This window comes from Bradyrhizobium sp. STM 3561 (genome assembly GCF_045571455.1).
Taxonomy (GTDB): domain Bacteria; phylum Pseudomonadota; class Alphaproteobacteria; order Rhizobiales; family Xanthobacteraceae; genus Bradyrhizobium; species Bradyrhizobium vignae.
This window is the reverse complement of sequence record NZ_CP120695.1, coordinates 318,074-342,098: the sequence shown is the minus strand read 5'-3', so window position 1 is coordinate 342,098 and position 24,025 is coordinate 318,074. Positions and strand designations below refer to the sequence as shown.

Here is a 24,025-nt window from a genome sequence, read left to right as displayed (position 1 = left end):
AAGATCGCATCAAGTCACGTAAAAGATCCGTTGGCCGCTGAAGAAGGAAGGATGGCCGTTGAGGCTCAACTTGCCAGGATGCGATTGTCTCGGTCCACACGCACAATGCGTGGCTTGAATATCTTTGCTTCGGCCGCGTCGAATGAGGCATATGCAACGATAATGATCTTGTCTCCGGGCATCGCCAGTCGGGCGGCCGCACCGTTCAGGCTTATCGTGCCAGACCTCGGCGGCGCCTCGATCACGTAGGTGGCAAAGCGCGTTCCAGTTTCGACATTGTAGATTTCGACGCGCTCGTTGATCACTATTCCTGCTGCCTCCAGGAGCGTACGATCTATCGAGATCGAGCCTTCATAGTGCAGATCAGCTTCAGTCACTGAGGCGCGATGGATTTTGCCCTTCATCAAAGTTATCTGCATTTCTCGCCTAGGCTGGATGTAGGGGCAACATATTGCGCGCACTGCTTCCCTCCGGCGAGCCCGGACGTGATGCCGAGCCGGGCCAGCAGATCCGCATCGCGATCAACTCTCGGGTTTTTGGTGGTCAAGAGCACGTCGCCTATGAAGATCGAATTTGCGCCAGCCAAGAAGCAAAGCGCCTGCAATTCATCCGTCATGTATTGCCGCCCGGCGGACAACCGAACCACACTCCGCGACATCATGATCCGCGCGGTCGCCACCAGCCGGACCAGCGCGATCGGGTCGGGAGGTTCCGCGGTGTCTTCCACCGGCACCCCCTCGGTCTTGTTCCATAGGTTGATCGGCACGCTTTCGGGATGGCGGGGGAGATTGGCGAGCAGCACGAGCATACCGAGGCGGTCCTCGACCTGCTCGCCCATGCCGATGATCCCGCCGCAGCAGATCTTGATGCCGGCATCGCGCACATGCGCCAGCGTATCGATGCGGTCCTGCAGGCTGCGGGTAGTGATGATCTTGCTGTAAAACTCGGGGGATGTGTCGACGTTGTGATTGTAGAAGTCAAGGCCGGCCTCGGCGAGACGTGCGGCCTGCTTCGGCATCAGCATGCCGAGCGTGACGCACGTTTCCATGCCGAGTCCCTTGACCGCATTGACCATGTCGCAGACGGAATCGAGATCGCGATCTTTTGGAGTGCGCCAGGCCGCGGCCATGCAGAAGCGCGTGGCGCCCGCATCCTTCGCGCGCCGCGCGGTCGCAACCACATCGGCGCAATGCATCAGACGAGTCGCTTTCAGGCGGGTTTCGTAATGCGCGCTTTGCGAGCAGTAACCGCAGTCTTCCGGACAGCCGCCGGTCTTGATGCTAAGCAGGCTTGCACTTTCGACGTGGTTTGGATCGAAGTGCTTGCGGTGAGCGCGCTGCGCCTGAAGCATCAGGTCGGCAAAAGGAAGGTCGTAGAGCGCCTTAGCCTCCTCGAGGTTCCAATGATTATGAACCTGCGCCCCGTCGCCTGTTTCCTTCCGTTGGATTTGCGCAGCAGCATCCATAACCTACCCCGCTCAATTGTAGATAATCGCGTGAATTATCTATAGTCATCGCTCTCCAAGAGATGCTAATCGAGCTGCCTCGCAAATGCACCGGTTATTGCGGTAGATAATCTATGATCGCTGCTGACAACATGACGACCGTCGCGCGCATCGCGGACTCGATCGCTGAGCGCATTATCAGCGGCGCCCTAGAGCCAGGCGCGCCACTCCGCCAGGATCATGTTGCACGAGAATTCAATTCCAGCCACGTCCCGGTGCGCGAGGCCTTTCGGCAGCTGCAGGCTCAACATCTTGTTGTCGCTGTGCCGCGTCGCGGTGTTCGGGTTGCCCCGCTCGATACCCGGTCAGTGAAGGAGATCGCCGAAATGCGCGCCGCGCTGGAAGTGGTGGCATTGCGCCATTCGGGGCCTAGGCTCACAACAGCTCATTTGGCTCGGATCGAGCTCGCTTTGATCGAAGGGGACAATGCAAAGACGATCGAGGAGTTTGAGATGGCCAACCGCGCCTTTCACCAAGCCTTGGTCGCGCCGTGCGGAATGCCGCGTCTGCTCGCGAGCCTTGACGGACTGCAGCTTGCCAATTCTCGATTGGTGTTCGCGATGGCGCGATCGGTGGGCTGGCGACCGCGCTCAAATCAAGATCACCGCCTGATTCTGCAAGCCTTGCGAACGCGCAACATCGATCAAGCCTGTAACCTGCTCACGCGGCACATTCAAACCATTGAGCGGCTTGCCCTTCCGGCGTCCTGACCAATTCTGGCCACGATCCATTGGGGATCGCAGACGATCGCAAGCGACGAACATGCAGCAAGCGACTAGCCTCATTGCAAGGGGCTCTATTCCCAGATAGTTGTGCCACCCGCTAGCGACATCTCCACGGACAGCCATGATTCGTCACATTGTCTTCTTCAGCGCCAAGGACGAGACGCATATCGACCAGATTATTGAAGGTCTTTCGCTTCTCACCACGATACCACATGCGCGCCGGCTTGAGGTTGCCCGCAACCGAAAGACCGATCAGCTCGGCAACGATATCGACATCGTGGTCTATGGTGAATTCGACAGCGAGGCGGAGCTCGCAGCGTACAAAGCGCACGATCTCTACGAGGAGTCGATTAAACGGGTCCGACCGCTCCGCGAGCTGCGGTTCGCGGCCGACTACAATGTATGATAGGTGCCCCTTTCGCCTCGCCGGCAGCATGAGCAAGGTGCTGCCGCAGCACAAGTCCACCGCCGGATACACTTAGCAATCGGCCTCAATGTTCGACCCATCGCAGACGAGAGTCGTTCTTATCGGGTGGGGCAACAGATGGAACGGCACTTTCACGACGTCAGCCGCCGGTGATCGATAAGCCGATGTACGTTTGCGAATTGCAGTGGATTGAACCTGTCACAGCGATGCGAGGTCTCGCGCATCGGTCGCATCTCACGTTTCTCGATAGCGCAGCAAGGCACGACCTGCTTGGGCGCTACTCATATCTAACGTGCGACCCCTTCAGCACCTACAAGGTCGCGAACGGCCAAGGCAGTTGGAACGGACTAACTCTTCAGGGCGATCCATGGATGGTCCTTCGCACACTACTCGCGAAATACCCGCAAGAGCATCATCCCGATCTCCCGCCGTTCCAGGGTGGAGCGGCAGGCTACCTTGCCTACGACATGAACAGGACAGTGGAGCGATTGTCTGCGCCGGCAATTGCCGGCATGGGTTTGCCCCAATCCGTCCTGCATTTCTATGACGTGGTCATCAGCTTCGACCACCGGGATAACAAATGCTGGATCGTCTCGACCGGATGGCCTGAGCAGGATCGCGTGAGACGGAGCGAACGCGCGCGTCGTCGAGCCGACGAGTTTGCAGCATTGCTTGCTCATCCAACGGCGCCCCAGAACGGTTGTGACGGCAAAGCGGGCGCATGGCGCTCGAACTTCAGCCGCGAAGGCTACGTTGCGGCGGTACAACGCGTGATCGACTTCATCCTGGCTGGTGACGTGTTCCAAACGAATATTGCGCAGCGTTTCAGTGCCCGCCTGTCGACCTCGTTTGATCCGCTCGCCTTCTACTGTCAGCTGCGATCATTGAATCCAGCACCTTTTGCGGCCCTGCTGCGATGGGGAAAGCTGACCATTGCATCGAGTTCGCCGGAACGATTCCTGAAGCTTGAGGGGCGACATGTCGAGACACGACCCATCAAGGGCACGATCGCGCGTTCGCCTGATTCGAAGGAAGACTACCGCCGTGCGGCTGCTCTCCTCGCTTCCGAAAAGGATCATGCCGAGAACACGATGATTGTCGACCTTTTGCGAAACGATCTGTCACGCGTTTGCACTGCACATTCGGTCGAGGTTCCGGCCCTGTGCAATCTCGAGTCCTACGCCTCGGTGCACCATCTCGTGTCGATCGTTACGGGGGAACTTGCCGGAAAGGAAGACGCCGTTAGCCTGCTCCGTGCTTGCTTTCCGGGCGGCTCGATTACGGGAGCGCCAAAGCCGCGGTCGATGGAAATTATTACAGAAATCGAGCGCATAGCGCGAGAGGTCTATTGCGGGGCGATTGGCTTCATCGGGTTCAACGGGCACATGGACACGAATATTGCGATCCGCACCGTCACGATTGAGGACGACCTGGCTGTGTTTCATGCCGGCGGCGGTATAACGGTGCTGTCCGATCCCGAGGCCGAGTACGAGGAAACGCTCGCCAAGGCAGAACGACTCTTTGCTGCATTCGGTTCTGAACCAGCTGGTGCATTTTGATTGCCATCATCGATAATTACGATTCCTTCGTGTTCAACATTGCACGCTATTTCCGCAAGCTGAGTGAAGCAACGGAAGTAATCCGGAACGACGCTATCAGCATCAGCGAGCTCGTTGGTCTCAAGCCGCGCGCGGTGGTCATATCGCCCGGCCCCTGCACCCCAAGGGAGGCCGGAATATCGACAGCAGCGGTCCGCGAATTTTCAGGACGCGTACCAATTCTCGGCATCTGCCTTGGACATCAGTGTATCGCGAGCGTTTTCGGAGGGCGCGTGGCGCGTGCGCATCGGCCCATGCATGGTCGGCGCTCATACGTTGCGCATGACGGCCGAGGGTTATTCAAGGCGCTGCCCACCCCGCTTGACGTCGGCCGCTACCATTCTCTTATCGTCGAGCTTGATCATTCATGCGGGCAGAACCTGGCAGTGACAGCGCGCTCGGAGGAAGGCGAGATCATGGCCCTCGCGCACCGCGATCATCCCACCTATGGCGTCCAATTCCATCCCGAGTCGATCCTTACCTCACAGGGGCACGTCCTGCTTATGAACTTCTTGCGACTCGCAGAGGATTTCCGAAACCACGCGGAGGAATGAGAGCTGGGCCTGCCGGTCAAATGGTGGACCGTTGGTTTCCGCGTCCTTACGTCGTTGGAAGGCGCAGCGTCATATAGCAGGCATTTTGTGTCAATCAGCGCTGTTTCGTGCTCGGCTCCGCAGTCAGCGGCGCGCCTCCCACAGAAACCGGACCTTGCGGTTTGGGCGGGCGGACGTCTCTCTTGGCCGGCTTGGATGTGGTGCGCACGGGTGGCGGAGAGGCGGCGGGAGAAGGAGAAGCAACAGGCGCCGGATTCTGCAGCTCCTCGATTCTTTGGGTCAGGGCTGCGATCTGATCCGAGATCCGCTTTAGATCGGCTTGTTGTGCATCGACGTTGCGATTGAGCTCGACCAGTTCATCGGCTGTCTTCTGCTGCCCCGATTGGATCCCTAAAAGAACGGCCCTATCCTCAGCTGACAGGCTAAGTGTGGGAGGCTCGACGTCATGCGCCGGCGGCGCCTCCGCAAACGCTTCGATATGCGTCCACAAATAGGCTCCTCCTGCGCAAAAAGCGAGCGATACGGCTACCAGAGCAAAGATCCACCGAAAGCCTTTTGAGGGTGTCTGCAAGACAGGCGGCAACTCCGATGTTTGGGATTGATCCATCACAGCCCCTCTCATCATTTCGATCTGCTTCTGTTGTTCTCGTTGCCGCGATAGCAGAAGATGGTCAAGAGCTGCCGCACGCCGCAACACCCGCGGCATCGTTTTCAGCAATCTTGTCCCACTTGATCGGGTCGGAGTCTTTACGAGAAACGCATTGCGCTCCAGGTGGTGAGGTAAATAGTGAGGGCCGGTAGACGGGCTTACCCTTGAAGCACATTCATACCTGCTTGCTCTTAAGGCCACCGAAAGGTGCGCGTCGGGGATTTGCTAGGTGAGCCTCCAGCGCTCCTGTGCCTAATTGTTCGATCGATAGTTGCCGTGCCGAAGTTGACCTGACGCAGAAATGCTGCGCAATGCGCGCAAAAACGCGTGATGCGAGCGCTATCATAAGCCTACCTATATCTTTCGATGGATGGGGACTTAGTGGTCAACTGTACGAAACCGAGCCAGGAGATCAGGTCGGCCATTCAGAAAGGCAGCACTACGTGCGAAAACGGAGCGTTTTGCGGAAGCGGATCCCTGCGGAAGCCTGAGCAGATCATCCGCGACCGCCGGGCCTCCAAACGTGGAAAACCATCCAGCCCGCTGCCCGGCTGCGTCAGGTCGCGCAGAGATCCTAGCGCGCCAACGGCCGATCGCGAGATCTAAATGAAAGCAAATGCGAGCAGGCTAGAGCAAAGCAGCGCGAGGCCAGCGGCGGTCAGCGCCAACAGGCTGCCGGACACAATGTCATGATTGTGCATGGATCGTCCTTCACGGCGCCCGGAAGCAGCGGATGGGCGGCTGCCTTCGCGGTGAATAGCCAATCACTAGATTACTACTCGAAACCGCCGCACTATTCCTGCGGCCCTCAAGGGAAAATGCATTTTTTGAGCGCAATCATCCCGCTGTTTGGCGGCTACCGGCGAGAACGAACGAATATCAAGATTTGTGAGCCTTTTGCTCGCCAATACGTTGTATGCGATAGATGCCCCGACAAAGCCGCTCCTCCTCCAAAGGCACGGGATGTGAGCCGTTTCATAATTGCGATATATCTTTCGGGTAATCCTTGTTGCATGCGCGTTCTCCTGATCCTCCTGGCGGCTCTAACGATCATGTTGGCGGCACGCGGCCAGCACCAGAATGCCTTCGTGCCACGCCCGACGGCGTCCATGCCCCCGGTCGACGTGCCGTAACCCAAGCACCTGACTCTGTCCTCAAATGACCTGAAGCATTTCATCAATATCGGGGAGCAATTAGTGACACGGCTCGGACTCATATTCGCGATCTGCACTGCCGCCTTTGTAGGCAGCACATCTTCCGCACTTGCCTGGGGGCAGCTAGGTCATTCTGTCATTGCGGAACTGTCGCAGCGGCACTTAAGCCCGGCTGCACAGGCGAAGCTCAAGGAGCTGATCGGTGACACTTCGCTGGCCGCCATCTCAAACTGGGCGGACGACTATAAATTCACGCCGGCAGGAAAGAACACCTATCGCTGGCATTTCGTCGACATCGACATCGAACGGCCGACATATGACGTCGCCCTTCACTGCAAGGATCAAAACAATTAGGGAACCTGCATCGTCCAAGGTCTTCCGGCGGCTATTCCGATCCTCAAAGACAATTCGCGCTCTAAGGAAGACAGGTTGCGCGCGCTGAAGCTCGTTGTCCATCTGGCTGGGGACCTGGAGCAGCCGTTGCACGCAAGCGAACACAATGGCGATCAAGGCGGTAACAGACTTCATGTCATCCTGCACGCGAAGCGGTCCGACGGCACGTCATATACACGCGCGTCGACCTTCCACAGCATGTGGGATGACTCTCTGGTCGATCTCCAGGCATATTCGTGGGGGAGTTATGCTGATTCGCTCGATGCCGATCCGCTGCCGACAGTCGAAGCCCCGCCCTATGATGAAGCACGAGTTGCCGCGTGGGCCAACGACACGCACGCCTTGGGTATAAGAGCCTATCAGTTACTGCCGGCAGGAACCCCGGACCACAACGATTCGAGCCACCCCGTAGAGATCAGCAACGATTATGCTGTGGCTATCAAAGCGGAGCTCGATCGCGAGCTGGTAAAAGGAGCCGCGCGTCTTAAAGCTATTCTGGAGGATGCATTCGGCAGTTCATAGATCAACTGTCAAATTTTGGTCGGCCGCAGCAAAACCCTCCCACAGATCTCTAAACCGATTTCACACGATCAGTGTTGGCTGCCTTGTACACTCGCACCCGCGCGATATGCCAGGGACCGTTCTGGCGATGACGTCGACGGCTTGAAGGCAACCTTGTCGTATGGTCGCGAACGCACCGCGCAGCGTTTCTCGCGCTCTCATGAACTTAATCGACCCACGGTGATTGGGACCTCTTCTGGCTGGCAATTCAGAGCACCGCGCGAAGCGCGCACCGGTCAGCGCCGATCCACGCCAGCCTCGTCGTGGTCGGAGGCGGAGCCTACCGTCTACTCGCGCTGTCCTCTAATGGATGCTGCGCCTCGCGTCCTGCGAGGCTCCGCGGCTCGGCCACACTGTCGTGCATCACGGGCCTCTTCGGCTCGTCCTGTGAGCAAAATGCATTTGCCTTCCCTCCTGAAAGCCGCACACGTCTTCATTGATACGAATGGAACCGGCCTTGTTCGCTGCTAGGATTACCTAGCATCGCAACAGAGCAAACGCGGTTGCTGCCACAGAGCAGGTAACAGCAGACCTCCTCGTCGCTCCAACGGCCCTCACTTAACGAGTAACGCACGTCTGCTCTCATGAAGTCCAACATCCGCGGCTCAGACAGCCACAACAGCCCGGTCGCACCGGCCAAAGGAATACGGTTCAGAACTGTCGAAAACCTCAAGCTAAATAATCTCGAAGTATCTCCGACGTTCAAAGTCAGTGACCCGATGTTGAACGGCTTCCCACTCCCAACGACGTGAGCAAGAAAACGTTTCAACAAACCTTTCTCCGAAGATATCACTGGCTGCTGCAGACTGTGCAAACCGAGATGTTGCCTCTGATAGGTTTTGAGGCAGTCTCGCGGACGGACGACACATCTCCACGCTTGCATCACCGGCGATAGAAGACGGTAGCGCCGCACCCGTCTCGACCCCCAATATTCCGGAACCAATCGCACCTGCCAGCGCGAGATATGGGTTCGCGTCTGCGCCAGGCAGCCGATACTCCAAGCGATGGGCAGATGGCTCCCCCGGAATGGCGCGAACCGCGCAGGAACGGTTGTCAACTCCCCAGCTTGGACAGATTGGCGCCCAACAGCCAGGCACCAATCTCTTGTAGCTGTTGAAGTTCGGCGCAGTGTAGCGCGGCAATCTGGGTAGGAAGAGCGCGGCAATCAGGATGGCGAGGCAGTGTCGCGGCCTGATGATGATTGCCGCGATGATTGTCGCGCGCAAGAGTTTTGTTGAAGTCTGATTGTCGCGCAGCGTCAATCAGCGACGGTTTTGGGTGTCGCGTGCGATGGCGGCCGTCCTGGGCCGCGTTTTCGTTCGAGGGCGGTCCGTCTGCGATAGCTCTCGACGTTCATCTCGACGATGGTGGCGTGGTGAACGAGGCGATCGATAGCGGCGAGGGTCATGGCGGGGTCCGGGAAGACCCTGTTCCATTCGCCGAATGGCTGATTGGCGGTGATCAGCATTGAGCGGCGCTCGTAGCGTGCGCTGATGAGTTCGAACAGCACGCTGGTCTCGGCCTGGTCCTTGGTGACGTAGGCAAGATCATCGAGGATCAGGAGATCGAAGCGATCGAGACGATTGATGGCCGCCTCGAGGTTGAGCTCGCGTCGCGCCAGCTGGAGCTTCTGCACGAGATCGGTGGTGCGGGTGAAGAGGACGCGCCATCCGTTCTCGATGAGGGCCAGGCCAATCGCTGCCGCCAAGTGGCTCTTTCCGCCGCCGGGCGGGCCGAACAACAGCAAATTGGCGCCCTTGCCCAGCCAGCTGTCACCGGCGGCGAGCGCCATCACCTGCGCCTTGGAGATCATCGGCACGGCTTCGAAGTCGAAGCTGTCGAAGGTCTTTCCGGCGGGCAAACGTGCTTCGACAAGGTGCCGTTCGATTCGACGGCGGCCGCGTTCGGCGATCTCGTGCTCGGCGATGGTGGCGAGGAAGCGGCCGGCCGGCCAGCCTTCCTTGTCGGATTGCTCGGCAAATTGCGCCCACAGCACCTTGATGGCTGGTAGGCGGAGCTCGTTGAGCAACAGATTGAGGCGTGCGGTATCAACCGTGTTCGTTACGCTCATGCGGCACCTCCGGTCTCGGCGGTACCGATGAGGCATTCGTAGGTCGCAAGCGGCGCGAGCTGCACCACGACGTTCGGCAGGTTGGCGGGGTCGGGAGCGAAGTGAGCGCGCAACTGGTTGAGGTCGGGCAGTCGGCCGGCGTCAAGGTCGGCGGTGAGCTGATCGGCGAGTTCGGCCTCGCAGCCGCGCTCATTAGCGAGCGCGAGGAGATCGACCATGATCCGGCAGGCCTTCTTGTCCGGCAAGCGTTCGCGCAAGCGATCGAAGGTCTTCCGATAGGCATCGCGCGGGAACAGCCGATCTCGGTAGACCAGATTGAGAAGCGCCATCGGCTTGCGCCGCAAGGAATGGATCACGTGCCGATAATCGACGATCTGGTCGTACTTGCCATTGGGATGCGGCCGCCCACGCGGCAGGGTGACGAGATGGGTGCCGCCGACGAACACGTCGAGACGATCGTCGTAAAGGCGCACCCGCAGCCGGTGACCGATCAGGCGCGATGGCACCGTGTAGAACACCTTGCGCAGGGTGAAGCCGCCGGACGACGTCACGCGGACGATCACCTCTTCGTAGTCGGAGGTGCGGCGATCGGGCAGCTCCTGCAACACCACGCGCTCGCTATCGATCCGCTTGGCGTTGCGGGCATTGCGGCGGCTAACGATCTCGTCGATGAAGCCGCGATAGGTGGCAAGATCGTCGAAGTCGACAGTTCCGCGCAGCAGCAAGGCATCCGCGATTGCTCGCTTGAGATGACCGTGGGACCCTTCGATCGAACCATTCTCGTGAGCAACACCTCGATTGTTGCGGGAAGGCCGCATGCCGTAATGGGGGCACAAAGGGCCTCGTATCGCTGCGTCAGATCGTCCCGTGCATCACGATCGAGATTGCAGAATGCGGCCGACAGACTGTCGGTCCGATGCTCCCGCGGCGCCCCACCGAGCGACCAGAGGGCATTCTGCAGGCCTTCGGCCAGGGCAACGAAGCTCTCGCCGCCAAGCACGACGTGGGCGTGCTCGAACCCGCAATAGGCCAAACGGAAGTGATAGAGACGATGAGCCAACGGTGCACCCGCGATCGTAACACCCAACTCGTCCATGTCTGTGAAGTCGGAGAGGCCGAGTTGGCCAGGCTCGTGGGTTTGGCGGAAGATCACCTCCTGCTCCTCGCCGTGGATCGCCCGCCATGCACGGATCCGACGTTCCAGGGTACGACGGATACCGCTGCCGAGATCCGGATGACGCCGTAGCATCTCCTCGAACACCGCCACCGGGCGTAAGCCAGGTGACCCCTTCAGGATCGGGACGATCTCGGTCTCAAACACGTCGCTCAACGGGTCCGGTCGTCGCCGGCCGCGAGGCGCCTTCCTTTGCGATGGAAGTCGGGGGTCTCTCTCGATCCGATAGGCGGTCGACGCACTGAATGACGCCTTGGCCGCCGCCACCGGCGGGCTATCGGTCTGACGGTACTTCATGTAGAGCCTCATCTGGTGATCTGTGATGTGTCGGCCGGGCACGCGAGTGATTCCTCTTGGCGGAAGAACCACTTGCATAACCCGCCGGCCGCGATCACCAGTCGGCGCGGTCCTCCTCGGGATCGCGCCGACGCTGGGCTCGTAACTCCGGTCGGGCTACGCCCTCCCTACGTCACGAGCCCAGCGAAACTCTCACCTTGATTGACGCTGCCTTCCATCCTGATCGCCGCGCGACAGCGCAGCGAGCACACAGAACTCATTCATGTATTCTAGCTGTCCGGCGATGAATTGACTCATAAGTTTCGAGACGTTGCCGAACGCATCACCGTCGTAAAACGCATTCTGACTATCCGAGGACATCGAGATATGAATATGGCCGGACTGGCCGGGCCATTTCTCGGACACCTTGGCCATGAATGTAGCCATCATGCCTCGCCTTTGCGCCCAGGCTTTTATCATCGACTTGAATATGGTTGCTCGATCAGCGGCTTCCAGCGCATCACAATGACGAAGCGATGCTTCGACCACGCCAGGTCCCGTTTCAAAGTGCAATCCGCTGAGAGGTGTTCTAGCCTTCTCACAAAGCGCCAAGATCTCGTCGAACAGCTCATGTTGCGCGACAGAGCGCGCAATCGAGTAGCCGAACGGGCCGCGCGTTAAAGGAGCCCATTCGCCGAACGGCTTTTCTTCGATCGTGTCTGCATTCTCCTTGAACAGCATGAATTCAAACTCGAACCCGGCAGTGCAGCCGTATCCGTGGTCAGCAGCCCTTCTCAGCACCTTCCGCAGAATACCCCGCGGGCAGATGCTCTCATGTGCGCCCGTGAACTCCGCGAGGTAGAGATACTGATCGCCGACAAGAGACACTGAACGGCCGGTGCCTGACAGAATACGCAGGTCAGCATCTCCGAACGCCGATAGCGGCTTTTGCGTGAAACTGGCCGGAATAACCCGATCCGAACAATCCCACGCCAGCACCGCTTCAGAGAACTTGATAACTTTATCTCCAACCGAGAGATCTTCACCCAATACGTGTTTTCCTCGCAAAACGCCATCGAAGTCGCTTACGCCGACCATCGCCGCGCGGGCTGGATTTGCTCCGGTCAACCTGGCACCAGCAGTTGGCATTAGTCGCGATCCTGCGTCACTAAATCGAACACCTGGTCCATCCGCATTGCTCGCAACTTGCGATAATCATCCCCAAGCTGAGTCAAATCGCTATTCACGAGATAAACGATGCCAGGTGTCGACGCCAAGTCGATCGTGGGAACCAGCTTTTGACCAATTGGAACGAAGGCGATGGCATCCGCGAAGCTCGGAAGCTTGCGGATTGCTTCGAGCCCCGGGTAACCGGCAACGACACCGCCCATATCTGAGATCAGCGAGACGCAAAGTGCGGGGGCCTGCCGCTTGTACGGCCCGCGCCGCCTCATATATTCACGAAAGCCCTTGGGATCTGCGTAGCGCCAGGCCGTCAGGGTCATATGATTGTGCCCCAACGCCATCGTTCGTGCTCTTGCAGACATGGTCCCTTGACGCCTCGCTCCGAAGTCCACCAGAACCGGTCCCCGATGATCGACGATGATCTCAGCATGAGCCGGTCCGTCGACGATCTGTAGTGCCTGCAACGCACGCACCAAGTAGTCGGACAGTTCCTGAACGATTGGTTCGCTGCCGTCCAACAATCTCTCAAGTGAGCAGACCGATGATGCCCCATCAATCGGAACCGTGTCATAGGTCCAGGCCTCCGTAACGAAGGCTTGCCCGTCGATCGAGACGGCATTCACGGTGTATTGCTGGCCGTTTATTTTCTCTTGTCCAAGGGCAAAACGATTCAACGCTCCGATACGGTTCGTCTTCCCGACAATTGTGCTTAGAGCTCGCTGAATATCTTCTTCTTTCGAGCAAAAGAATACGTCTTCGGTACCCGTACTGTTCAGAGGCTTGATCACGATCTGATCGAACTTCGCTTCACGCTTCCAGCTCGCGATCTCTACAGGATTGTCGGACACGACTTGTCTGATGGATCGCACGCCTGCAGAGGTCAACGCGCAAGACAATCGCGCTTTGTCACGCCGAGCAGCGGATAGCGCGGTTCCATTTGACGGCAAGCCCAGCCGCTCCGACAAAGAATCGGCGAGTTCAACTCCGGTCTCGCAGCCCGCGATAACGAACTCCAATTCCCGGCCATGCAGAGCCTGAAGATGATATTCAACGGTTTCGTCATAGCCCATCCCCTCGCTGGGGCGAATGACTTCATCATAAAGATCCGCATTGAAATGCGATCGGAATATGGGCGCAATCTGTGCAGCCGACATCACATGCACCGTTCCAATTCCATAGCGCTTGAACTCTTCCGGTAGGTATCGACCGGTAGAGTATGCGTCTACGATTACACAATTCCGTTGTTTCATGCGGATCTCCGATACTGCAAGTAGATGTTGCCGACAGCGACAGCCGTAATGAGAGCGTTTCCAATGAACGTATGTGACGAAGGCACGATGCGAGAATCGAAGTACTGGAACAGGAAGGTGATGATAGGGGCGGTTGACAGGACCATGTTGACGGTGAAGGGCTCTACGCGCCGAATGCCCTGCTGGATCAAGAGCAATGGAACAATGATCGTCGACAGCCCAATTGCTGCGATCGCAAACCAATGCTGCGAGATCTCGGGCACGATAGATGAATGGTCGACCAGTCCCAGCAGCAAGAGGATCGTTCCATAAAAGCGATGCGCCAGGACCTGTCGGCCAGAAAAACCACGGTCGAATAGCAGTTTGACAAGTATATTTGTAAGGGCCAGCGATAGGCCGGCCACGATGGCCAAGGCGATGCCAAAGGACGATCGAGGCCCCCACTCCACGCCTGCGTTGCCGCTGGCCGAGATCCAAACCATGTAACTCCCGATAGTTGCGATCGTACCGCTCACGACAATATCGGATGCTGGAGGGACACCCTGGCGCCTGATCAGTGCGTTTAACCACACTGTTGCGGTTGGCCCCAGAGCCACCATGAAGGCGACGACAATCGCAGGTTCAGCGTATTTCAGTCCGATAAATAGGCCGATCCAGCTGATCGCTGTCACGGCATTAAGCGCGACGAAGACCAGCAGCGACCAGTTCGCCACCGTTGCCTTGCCTCTCTCGTGGCGAGCCAGCAGATTGAACGTCAGACAAACCATAGCGAAGGAGAACAGGAGCGCGACGAACACATCCGCCTGCTGAAAATACGACGCCGCATAAACCTCGCCTGCCGCGCTCACGACGACATAAAGCGCCACAAAGAACACCCCTAGAGCGAAGGGACTCGTTAATCGCCCAGTTTTCCTGTGCCTGCGAGGCGGCGCGCGACCCTCGCAGGACCAGGCGCGTGCATCGGTTCCGAAGGACTGTCCTTTCGGCCCGCACGGACCACGTTTGGTTTGAAATGTCACAATCCGCCTCTAGTTCTTCTTAGTCTGGTGGTACCCCACACACGCCTCTCCAAATGCCTTGAAGAGTTGCTTGCTGAGGGGATCGGTTGAAACGTGCCATTCGGGGTGCCATTGCACACCGATTTGCAGCGTCGGGGCGCCAATGACCGAGGCCGCCTCGACCAAACCATCGGGCGCCCACGCCTCGGGCCTCAGCGCTGGGGCAAGCGCCTCAATGCCTTGGTTGTGCAGCGAGTTGACTTGCGCGTCGATCGTCCGCGCGATTGGAAAGAGCGGGCCATCGGAACATATCCTGACGCTGTGCGCGGCGTCGTACTGGCGGTCTCTTGGACGGTCTGGCTTCTCGGCATGCATCGCGCCACTTTCCGGGCTCCACTCGGCAAGCGATGAGCGGAGCGTGCCGCCGAAATAGACGTTGAGTTCCTGAAGCCCACGGCAGATGCCCAGAATAGGCATTCCGAGCGCGATAGCGCTCTTTATAGTTACGGCAGAGAGCCTGTCCCGCGGACGGTCGAGGATCCCAACCTCAACGTCCTGCCGATCAGCGTCCGTCAAGTACGCAGGCGCTCTCAGGACGGCCGGGTCGATGTTCGATTCATCACCCGTCAACACCAAGCCGTCGAGCCGGCGCATGATCGCCGGGGCGACCTCCTCCCTCGCATCTTCGGCGTCGACCGTCGGCAATATGACGCAAGCCACTCCCGCATGACGATGGAGTGCCTGCAAGTACTTGCGCCGCAACCAGTCGCGATGCACACCATCGATCAGAAGACGGTTTGAAGTGACGCCGACCACGGCTCGGGTGCTCTCTGGCCGTAACAACGTCACGCGACCTGCCCTCGGGTGCGAACCTCGGCAAGGGACTGCTCATACAAGCGTCGATTTCGCTCCTTCAACTGAGCTATGACGCTAGGTTGACCTTGAGGTCCCTTGACAAAGAGCCCGCCCCAAGTCGCGGCAACCTTCGCGTAGTTCGGATCCTGCATTCGGATTTTCTGAGCTTTGCGCAACAGCCAAAACGGGATACCGGGCGAAAGGTGATGCTCAAGGTGGTACTCATCCAAATTCTGCCCAAGGATCGCCCGCTCGAGGAAATTTCCTTTCCGATTCCGGGTGAGATAGACGTTCTGCGTCTCGGTTTCGCACATAGGTGAGTGCTCGGCGAGCTCGATAAACCAGCCGAGGACCTGAAACGTGGTGAGATAGGGCACGATCCAAAACAGGACGACGATATGGAGCAGCCCAACAGCATATGAGCCGCCCAGGATGGTGACCCAGAAGAGATAGAAGCCATACTTGTCGATAAGTATGCCGGAGCGGCTCTGATCATCGACCTCTGTGATCGAAAATCGATTGGTCCAAAGATACTTCAGATACGCCACTGTCGCGCCACCGAAGATCGGCTTCCAGATCATGTTGAAAGCGTACCGCTCCGGAGGCTGCACGTCGTAAACGCCGCTGGCCAGGAAGAACTTCAGGTCGGGATCCTTGTCCGGGTCTCCAAGATAGGGATGATGCAAATAGACGTGCGAGATCCGGTAGGCCCAGTGGCGCTGGAACAACGGATAGGAGGCGAACAGGATGCCCAGCACGTAGTTCCAGGTCGTGTTCTTCGCGAGCGTGCGGTGAGCCGCATCATGAGCGATGGTTGTCAATCCGCGCTGATAGGCACCAATTAGAATGACGGCCAGCGGGTAGAGCCACCATGAGACCGACACAGTCGCGAGCGTGCACGCTGTGATGACAGCGTAATCTTTGGCAATATAAGCAGCTCCCGTTATGTTGTCGGGTCTCAACTCGGAGAGCTGCTTATTGATCTCTCGGCTGAATTGAACGGCCTCATAGCGTGATGACCTCAATTTCCAAGCTTCTGCCTGATTCATGAGAACCTCCTCCTGATCGCCTTGCAGGTTGTCAGATTGCGGAAAGCGCCTTGTCCAGATCGCGCAGGATGTCGTTGACATCTTCGATGCCGACGCAAAGCCGGACCGAGCCGCCAAATATGCCGGCGGCTTCGCGCTTTTCCCGCGGGACGGTGGTGTGGGTCGTCGAGACAGGATGGGTCACGAGCGTGCGGGCATCGCCGACATTCGAAACGTGATACATCAAGTCGACGTTCTGGATGAACTTGCGCCCGGCTTGTTCGTCCTCCACTTCGAACATGACCATCGCCCCGTGCCCGTATGCAGCATTGAGTGTCTGTTCGACGGTTTCCCGATCCGCGCCTTCAAAGAGCCCCGGGTAGAAGACACGGCGCACTTTAGGATGCTCCTTGAGAACGTCGGCCACGATCCTGGCATTCGCGCAGTGCTGCTTCATGCGAAGTGGCAGCGTTTCAAGCCCCTGGATCAGTTGAAAGCTCGCAAACGGGGCGATCGCCGCGCCGGTATCGCGCAACCAGGTCATGCGAGCCTTGAGGAGAAACTCGCTCTTTCCGAGATCGTCGACATCGCGTACCGCGTTATGCCAGACAATTCCGCCATGCGCATCGTCGGGACGATTGAACAAGGGAAAGCGAGAGGCTCCCCGGTAGCTAAACTCGCCGTTGTCAACGATCAGTCCGCCGAGCGTCGTACCGTGGCCGCAAATATATTTTGTCGCGGAGTACGTCGTAATCGCAGCGCCGAGATCTGAGGGCCGGCATACCAGTGGCGTTGTCGTATTGTCCACGACCAAAGGCACGCCGTACTTTCGGCCGATCTCGGCCAGCTGTTTGACGGGGAGCGGAATCAGACAAGGGTTCGAAATCACCTCTCCGAACAGGCATATCGTGCGATCATCAATGGCACGTTCAAACGTCTCGGGCTTTCGAGGATCTGCCGTCCTCACGCTGATCCCAAGACGCTTTAATGTGTTGTGGAGCAGGTTCCAGGTATTGCCATATAGATACGGAGAGGCGACGACATTGTCCCCCACTTCGCCACTTGACAGGTTGACGATAGCAAGGAACGTCGCCGCTTGACCCGACGCAACCGCGAGCGAGTCGCTTCCCATATCAACGGCGGCGTAGCGCCTTTCCAACGCGCGGGTCGTCGGATTGATGATCCTTGTGTAGGTGAACCCATCGGCCTTGACGTTGTAGACGTCGGCAATGTGGTTTAGATCGCCATCGAGCTCATAAGCTGTATTCTGGTAAATCGGCACTGCGACGGCTTTCGTCGCTACGTCACGTCGATAGCCCGCATGCAGAACAGCAGTCTCAGCCGAGAACGGCAGCTGCGTTTCTTTAGCCGTTCGAGCCGGCATATTTGCGCGAGCCGCGCATGTCTCTTGCGCCGACATCGGCGCCACCGACCGAGCCTGGCCGGACCGGAAATATGTACGAAAGGCGCACCCCAGCTGCTCGATCCAGCTTGATCGGATTTCTCCAATGCAACCGATGCGGAAACTCCGCGTCGGAAGATGCAGCTTCGAGTAGACGTAAAGGTTGTGAGCCGCCAAGTGGCGGTACAGCCCATCAAATCCTGCCTGGTCCACGATTCCGGACGGCGCACTGAACGCGACGCAGACCGGCGACAGCAACTCCGTGGACAGCAGCGGCGACACTACTCCTTCGAGTTCTTTGACGAGATCGTCCCTGATCTTCTCATACCTGCGGCGCCTGGCATCAATTCCCTCCTCGTGCAGAATCTCCAAGGCCTTTGTCGTTGCCTGAACAATGTGGGTGGGTGGGGTCGATCGCCACTCACCGGTGCGCTCGAGCGAGAGCCATTGATCTCTCACGTCGAGCACAAACGACCTCCGTTCTTGAACCGCATTCTCGAGCAGCTCGCGAGACGCGATGACAAACGCTACTCCCGGCGGCCCTTCTATGCACTTGTTGCTCGAGGTGACCAGGACGTCAGCTCCACGCTGGCGCAGATCGATATTAAGGGCGCCAAAAGAACTCATCGCGTCGACGATCGTCTTTACGCCACGTCGCCTCGCCTCCTCCACGATCGCGTCCAGCGGATTGACGATTCCGGTTGTCGTCTCGCAATGCACGAAACATAGGTGCGTAACGCCAGGATTTCGGCTCAGATACTCGCCAATTTCTTGAGGATTCAAAGGATCGGTCGCTCGCTTGACGAGCTTCAGCGCTTCGACGCCCCACAGCCTCAAGATTCGCAAAATGCGCTCGCCATAGATGCCGTTTATGCAAACGAGCGGCCTGTCGGCTTGGGACACAAATGAAGAGAGAGCGGCTTCCATTGCAAAAGAGCCGCCTCCCTGAATAGGCACCACCGAATATTCCTCAGAACTTCCCAGCAAGTTGAGCATCAGCCGCCTCATGCAGGCGGTCACTTCCTTGAACTCGCAATCGCGCGATGCGAGATCAAGCTGCATCTGGCTTCTGACCGCCAGCGATAACGACAATGGACCAGGCGTTAGCAAAGAGCGCTGTCTCGTCAAACCATTCCTCCTCAGGTTGTAGTGGTCAATTGATCTGGAGCCACAGGGAGCCCCTGTGGCGAGCATCGACTTTCTCGGTCAACAGCTTCGGGGCAGGCGCCATACGCGGGCGCGTTTCGCCTCGGCGTCCGAAAACCCCGCCGGATGCCAACCTCCATATCTCATGGCAGATACAGAGCGACCTCTCCTAAAGCTCATCACCGATGCCATTCACGTCTCCCAGAAATTGGCTTTGCGACCGCCCCCTCGACCGCAACTGGCACCCACGCGCGCTCTCATCCAGGCACGGATGTGCCGGGTTGAGCGCGCTCGCCTTTTGCGCCGCGAAGCGGCAGGTCGACCGACCGATTTGCGGTGAACCTGCGCGATGCAGGCAAGTTTGACCTTAGGGAACGATGCAGTCGGATGTCATCGCGCCTGGGAGGCAGATCAGGGCATGGCACACACGGTGATCGTCGTTGGCAGCGGGAGTTTGATGCGTGGGCTTGAGGTTTGATGCATTCGCACTCCGTCACTCATTGGAGGGTTTCGGACGCTGATGGCTGTCGCCGTCCCTTTCAAAAGCGTACAACTTGACGTTAGGGGCGTTTCAACCCTCTCGCGGGATTTTCTGGCGTGAATTTTTCCTGACGTACTCCCATGTGGGGGCGACAAGCCGACGTAGGCAGCAGAGTGCGGAGATTCACAGCGAGCTAGAGTGAGAGTTCGACATCAGGACCGCGGCAATTCCGCCTGCAAGCGGGATACCTGCAGGTAAGTGATGGCCCAATCTTCCGTTCACGTACGATCCTCGCCATACCCCCAGATGGAGGTACCGAGCTTCTCCGCCGTTCAGGCGAGATCCTCCTGGATGCTGGTGCCTGGAAAGTGTACGCGCTCGTCGCACATGACTGCTGGTATCAGTCGTTGCGCTTCAATGGAGCGGCCTTCGCAGGCTGTGGTCGAGTCCCACTTGAAGACAATTGGGGGGCCTTGGATCGCTGGCCTTTTTAGCAACGATCGTTCGACATCTTTCGGCGAGTCGCCGTGAAGCAGAACATGTCATCATGCTTAGGACTACGTCGAGCCGACTGCAGGTAATGGCACGTGTCCCTCTCTGCGAGCAATCGCTAGGCTGGCAGCATCTCTCGGTTCTGCACGCCGCTTTGCGGCGAGAACGTCTCACGGAGCAATCATCGGCATTGTGAGGGTGCCGTAGTTGAAGGTTGGTCAACACGTGAGGCCCAAGGTGAGCCGGAGTTCCATCCCGTTGCGGCACTCAATGAGCGCAAGTACCTTGGTCGCGAGGCGATCTGGTTGGACGGATCGCACCTCCGAGCCATCCTGCTCGCGTTGACTCCTCTGCCGCGCCTGCTCGTTGATGGCGAACTCGCGTTCGACGTGTCTACCGCGCGGTCGAGGAGGTTGACGGTGGACCAGAGCGGATCATCAAGACATCGTCCTTGTCGCTTGCCATGGATGAACTCCCTTGCCTTTTCGGCCGCGCCCATCGCCGGCTTCATGGCAGGATGGCTAAGGATCGCGGCTGCTTTGTCCTGCGATGCGAAGGCGCGGCGCGTACGCGGGCCGCATCGGTCGACGAGCGGCGGGCCAAAAGGAAGCAAGCTTCCCGAAAGCTGGCAGGGTCGCGACAGGAGGGAGTCGGGGTCGACTGCTAAGTTCGGATTGGTCAATATACTGAAGCAAGCGCCCGCTCGCTGGATGCGGCCAGGCTCGGAAAACCGAGGCCGCAACCTCATACTGCTGCGCGAAAGATCGAAGCCGGCCGACACTGCCTGGCTTGCTTAATGGGAGCTCGGCGTCGCTGGCCGCACGCGTAGCAAGAAGTAACGAAACTCAACTTACTGGGAGTCGGACTTCCTCTCTGGCCTTTGTTATCATCGTAGATTCTCATCTGGAGCATGGAAGGCGCTTCTTGATCTCCTCCGCTCCCGCCCATGCTCAATCTCTGCTCGCGTACTCGGTCTCGAATTGTCCATCACTTCGAGCACGTAACCGGAAGCGGGCACTCGAGGAGTGGGTGCGACAATTTTGTTCCTTTGGAGCGAAAAGTCCGATCGCAGGCCCGCCCGAGCCGAATCGCCTTTGGCCGGTCCAGCAGGATATTCGATGGTGCGATGCGAGGGACATCTAACCATCAAGAATTGAGCGCGCCATCAAGACATCCACTACCGCTTCCGCTGAATGCTCTGGGGTCTGCTCCATGGTCCTCAGATGAATCTCCGGTGCTGTTGGTGCTTCGTAGCACGAATCCATCCCGGTGAAGTTCTTGATTTGGCCGGATTTCACTTTTGAATACAGGCCTTTTGGGTCTCGCCGAGCGCATTCCTCGATCGGCGTATCGACAAAGACTTCTATGAACTCCTCCTTGCCAACCAGGCCGCGCACCCTGTCCCGTTCGTCCCTAGAGGGCGAGATGAAGGAGCAGATCACGATCAAGCCGCTGTCCGCCATCAACTTGGCAACTTCACCGACGCGCCGAATGTTCTCCACGCGGTCCGCCTCCGAGAAGCCGAGGTCCGCGTTTAATCCGTGCCGGAGGTTGTCGCCATCCAGCAGCATAGTATGCCGCGACATGCCACACAGCTTTTGATCAACCAGGTTGGCAATCGTCGTCTTTCCCGCGCCAGACAGGCCAGTGAACCAGATGACGCAAGGCTTCTGATTCTTGAGCGCGGCGCGCTCCCTCCTGTCCACGGATAGCGCTTGTCTAGCATTATTGTTGTCCCGCCGTAGCGGAAAGGCGATCATGCCGGCCCCGACCGTACGATTTGTGTAACGATCGATGAAGATAAACGATCCGGTCTTTCGATTGAGGTCGTAAGGATCGAATACTGCGGGCATTGCGGTCGCAACATCGCAGAAGGCGATCTCGTTGAGGGAAAGCATCGCGGAGGCCAGATGCTCACAAGTGTTGACGTCGATCCGATGCCTAATTGCGGTAATGCTGCCGGTAATCGTCTGCGATCCAATCCGCAGGACGTAATTGCGTCCGGGAGCGAGCGGCTCCTTGTCCATCCAGATCACATAAGCGGCGAACTGGTCGGCGACCTTCGGTCGGTCGTCCGGCCGCGACAGAATGTCGCCACGGCCGATATCGATTTCATCTTCCAGTGTAATGGTAACCGCATCGCCGGCTTCGGCGCCGACAAGGTCGCCATCGTGGGTCACGATCCGCTTGATGCGCGTGGTCCGTCCCGACGCGGCGACAACGATCTCGTCTCCTGCCGAGATCCTCCCGGAAGCCACCGTCCCGGCATAGCCCCGAAAATCCGGATTTGGGCGGTTCACCCATTGGACCGGAAAGCGGAAAGCCTGGCCTGCGGTGCCGGACGGGATGTCAATGCTCTCCAAATGCTCGAGCAGGCAGGGACCATCGTACCAGGTGGCATGAGCGGAACGATTCACAACGTTGTCGCCGTAGCGGGCCGAGATCGGGATCGGAATGATCGAGGTGAAGCCGAGACCGGCGGCAAAGGCCAGATAGCCACGGGCGATCCGATCGAAGCACTCTTTGTTGTATGCGACAAGATCGATCTTGTTCACTGCCAGGACGACATGACGAATTCCGAGCAGCGAACAGATAAAGGAGTGGCGGCGGGTCTGAACCATCACGCCTTTGCGGGCATCGATCAGGATGATGGCAAGCTGGGCATGCGAGGCGCCGGTAGCCATATTGCGGGTATACTGCTCGTGGCCGGGAGTGTCGGCCACCATGAAGGAGCGCCGCGGCGTCGTGAAGAAGCGGTAGGCGACGTCGATCGTGATGCCCTGCTCCCGTTCGGCCTCAAGCCCGTCCACGAGCAACGCGAAATCGATGTCATTTCCGGCGCTACCGTGCTTGATGCTGTCGCGTTCCAGCACCGTGAGCTGATCGTGGTAGATCATCTTGCTGTCGTGCAGTAACCGGCCGATCAGCGTCGATTTGCCGTCGTCCACCGAGCCACACGTGATGAATCGCAGCTGATCCTTTGTCCTGGCCGGGACCGCTTCCGTTGCCGGCTTTACAAACATCAAAAGTAGCCTTCCCTCTTCTTCTTCTCCATTGAAGCGGCTTCATCGACATCAATTAGGCGTCCCTGGCGCTCCGACAAAGTCGCAGTCTGCATTTCTGCGACGATGTCTTCAATCGCCATCGCATCGGATTCAATAGCCCCGCTCAAAGGATAACATCCAAGCGTGCGAAAGCGGATCATCCGCATTTCCGGCGTCTCGCCGCAGTTAAGCGGCAATCGCTTGTCGTCAACCATGATCATCGCACCATTTCGACGCACTGTGGGTCTTTGTTTTGCGAAGTAGAGCGGAACGACCGGAATCTTCTCGAGCATGATGTATTCCCAGACATCGAGCTCCGTCCAGTTTGACATCGCAAACACGCGCATGGTTTCACCCTGGCGTATCCGTGTGTTGAACAGGCTCCAAAGCTCCGGCCGCTGGTTACGGGGGTCCCATACGTGGCCCGCCGAACGGAAGGAGAGTATCCGTTCTTTTGCGCGACTCTTTTCCTCATCGCGCCGGGCGCCGCCAAAGGCGGCATCAAATCCGTGGAGGTCGAGGGCCTGCTTCAGCGCGTCTGTCTTCATCACCTGGGTATGGAGCGCGGAGCCGGAATCGATCGGATTGATCCCGCGAGCGATGCCCTCCTTGTTGATATGGACAATCAAGTCGAGGCCGAGCCGCTTGGCTGTCGCGTCTCGAAAGCTGATCATCTCACGGAACTTCCAGGTCGTGTCGACGTGAAGCAGGGGGAAAGGCAATTTTGCCGGATAGAACGCCTTGATCGCAATGTGCAGCATTACGCTTGAGTCTTTTCCGATCGAGTAAAGCATGACGGGCCTTTTGAACTCGGCGACCACATCACGCATGATTTCAATCGATTCAGCTTCGAGACGGCGCAGATGTTTCGGCAGCATATATCTTCTTTTCGATGCAGGATCGCTGTTCTTCGCCGTTCTGTGGCTCCAGCCCAGAGTGAGGAATATCCGCGGCGGAAACGGCCGGCCAAGCGGCAGGCTCGTCCATGAGGTCAAGCTCCATTGGACAGCAGACTTGCAGACGCGGCAGCATATCGTATTCCTCCGCTGGTGCTGCCG

At 58.3% G+C, this 24,025-nt stretch carries 17 protein-coding genes and 2 pseudogenes; 5 read left to right on the top strand and 14 right to left on the bottom strand.

What is annotated here, in order from left to right; translation table 11 throughout:
- Positions 1-65: 65 nt before the first annotated feature.
- A complete protein-coding gene (panD, locus tag P6U28_RS01400; RefSeq protein WP_122405139.1) occupies positions 66-419 on the bottom strand; it encodes an aspartate 1-decarboxylase in 354 nt (117 codons plus the stop codon).
- A complete protein-coding gene (gene bioB / locus P6U28_RS01395) occupies positions 410-1,465 on the bottom strand; it encodes a biotin synthase BioB (RefSeq protein WP_407121567.1) in 1,056 nt (351 codons plus the stop codon). Before bioB ends, panD begins: the two co-directional genes overlap by 10 nt.
- A gap of 113 nt (positions 1,466-1,578) precedes the next feature.
- Between bioB and P6U28_RS01390 the strand changes: the two genes are divergently transcribed.
- From P6U28_RS01390 to P6U28_RS01375, 4 genes are all read left to right on the top strand, one after another.
- On the top strand, positions 1,579-2,214 hold the full coding sequence (locus tag P6U28_RS01390; protein WP_122405141.1) for a GntR family transcriptional regulator: 636 nt from the start codon (positions 1,579-1,581) through the stop codon (positions 2,212-2,214).
- A gap of 136 nt (positions 2,215-2,350) precedes the next feature.
- Positions 2,351-2,635: a Dabb family protein gene (locus tag P6U28_RS01385; RefSeq protein WP_209294483.1), complete on the top strand. Its 285-nt coding sequence runs from the start codon at positions 2,351-2,353 to the stop codon at positions 2,633-2,635.
- Between the two features lie 170 nt (positions 2,636-2,805).
- Positions 2,806-4,215, top strand: a complete 1,410-nt coding sequence (pabB, locus tag P6U28_RS01380) for an aminodeoxychorismate synthase component I (RefSeq protein WP_407121566.1) — start codon at positions 2,806-2,808, stop codon at positions 4,213-4,215.
- Positions 4,212-4,808, top strand: a complete 597-nt coding sequence (locus P6U28_RS01375) for an anthranilate synthase component II (protein ID WP_407121565.1) — start codon at positions 4,212-4,214, stop codon at positions 4,806-4,808. The genes pabB and P6U28_RS01375 overlap by 4 nt, the downstream gene beginning before the upstream one ends.
- A gap of 94 nt (positions 4,809-4,902) precedes the next feature.
- Here the strand turns inward: P6U28_RS01375 and P6U28_RS01370 are convergent, their stop codons facing one another.
- Entirely contained in the window at positions 4,903-5,526 is a 624-nt protein-coding gene (locus P6U28_RS01370; RefSeq protein WP_407121564.1) for a hypothetical protein, read from the bottom strand.
- Positions 5,527-6,653: 1,127 nt separating this feature from the next.
- Here P6U28_RS01370 and P6U28_RS01365 point away from each other — a divergent pair.
- Positions 6,654-7,526, top strand: a pseudogene (locus tag P6U28_RS01365) (S1/P1 nuclease).
- 713 nt (positions 7,527-8,239) lie between these two features.
- On the opposite strand, the gene P6U28_RS01360 reads toward P6U28_RS01365, so the two are convergent.
- From P6U28_RS01360 to cysD, 11 genes and pseudogenes are all read right to left on the bottom strand, one after another.
- Positions 8,240-8,662, bottom strand: coding sequence for a hypothetical protein (locus P6U28_RS01360; RefSeq protein ID WP_407123185.1), 423 nt, complete (start codon positions 8,660-8,662; stop codon positions 8,240-8,242).
- A gap of 161 nt (positions 8,663-8,823) precedes the next feature.
- A complete protein-coding gene (gene istB, locus P6U28_RS01355; RefSeq protein WP_283085345.1) occupies positions 8,824-9,636 on the bottom strand; it encodes an IS21-like element helper ATPase IstB in 813 nt (270 codons plus the stop codon).
- Positions 9,633-11,185 (bottom strand): annotated as a pseudogene (gene istA, locus P6U28_RS01350) (IS21 family transposase). The gene istB and the pseudogene istA overlap by 4 nt, the downstream one beginning before the upstream one ends.
- A 114-nt stretch (positions 11,186-11,299) precedes the next feature.
- The gene (locus P6U28_RS01345; RefSeq protein ID WP_407121563.1) at positions 11,300-12,235 is read right to left on the bottom strand and encodes a hypothetical protein; all 936 of its coding nucleotides are present in this window, start codon (positions 12,233-12,235) and stop codon (positions 11,300-11,302) included.
- Positions 12,235-13,521, bottom strand: a complete 1,287-nt coding sequence (locus P6U28_RS01340; RefSeq protein ID WP_407121562.1) for an ATP-grasp domain-containing protein — start codon at positions 13,519-13,521, stop codon at positions 12,235-12,237. The genes P6U28_RS01345 and P6U28_RS01340 overlap by 1 nt, the downstream gene beginning before the upstream one ends.
- A complete protein-coding gene (locus P6U28_RS01335; RefSeq protein WP_407121561.1) occupies positions 13,518-14,387 on the bottom strand; it encodes an EamA family transporter in 870 nt (289 codons plus the stop codon). Before P6U28_RS01335 ends, P6U28_RS01340 begins: the two co-directional genes overlap by 4 nt.
- Positions 14,388-14,549: 162 nt before the next feature.
- Positions 14,550-15,335: a gamma-glutamyl-gamma-aminobutyrate hydrolase family protein gene (locus P6U28_RS01330; protein WP_244607769.1), complete on the bottom strand. Its 786-nt coding sequence runs from the start codon at positions 15,333-15,335 to the stop codon at positions 14,550-14,552.
- Positions 15,336-15,364: 29 nt separating this feature from the next.
- Positions 15,365-16,423 (bottom strand): dhydrorhizobitoxine desaturase, encoded by a 1,059-nt coding sequence (rtxC, locus tag P6U28_RS01325; RefSeq protein ID WP_122405150.1) that lies wholly within the window; start codon positions 16,421-16,423, stop codon positions 15,365-15,367.
- 31 nt (positions 16,424-16,454) lie between these two features.
- The gene (locus P6U28_RS01320; protein ID WP_407121558.1) at positions 16,455-18,866 is read right to left on the bottom strand and encodes a 2-aminoethylphosphonate--pyruvate transaminase; all 2,412 of its coding nucleotides are present in this window, start codon (positions 18,864-18,866) and stop codon (positions 16,455-16,457) included.
- A gap of 2,196 nt (positions 18,867-21,062) precedes the next feature.
- Positions 21,063-22,946: a sulfate adenylyltransferase subunit CysN gene (gene cysN, locus P6U28_RS01315; protein WP_407121556.1), complete on the bottom strand. Its 1,884-nt coding sequence runs from the start codon at positions 22,944-22,946 to the stop codon at positions 21,063-21,065.
- Positions 22,946-23,902 carry a sulfate adenylyltransferase subunit CysD gene (cysD, locus tag P6U28_RS01310; RefSeq protein ID WP_407123184.1) on the bottom strand — a complete coding sequence of 319 codons (957 nt, stop codon included), beginning with the start codon at positions 23,900-23,902 and terminating at the stop codon, positions 22,946-22,948. The genes cysN and cysD overlap by 1 nt, the downstream gene beginning before the upstream one ends.
- Between the last annotated feature and the right edge of the window lie 123 nt (positions 23,903-24,025).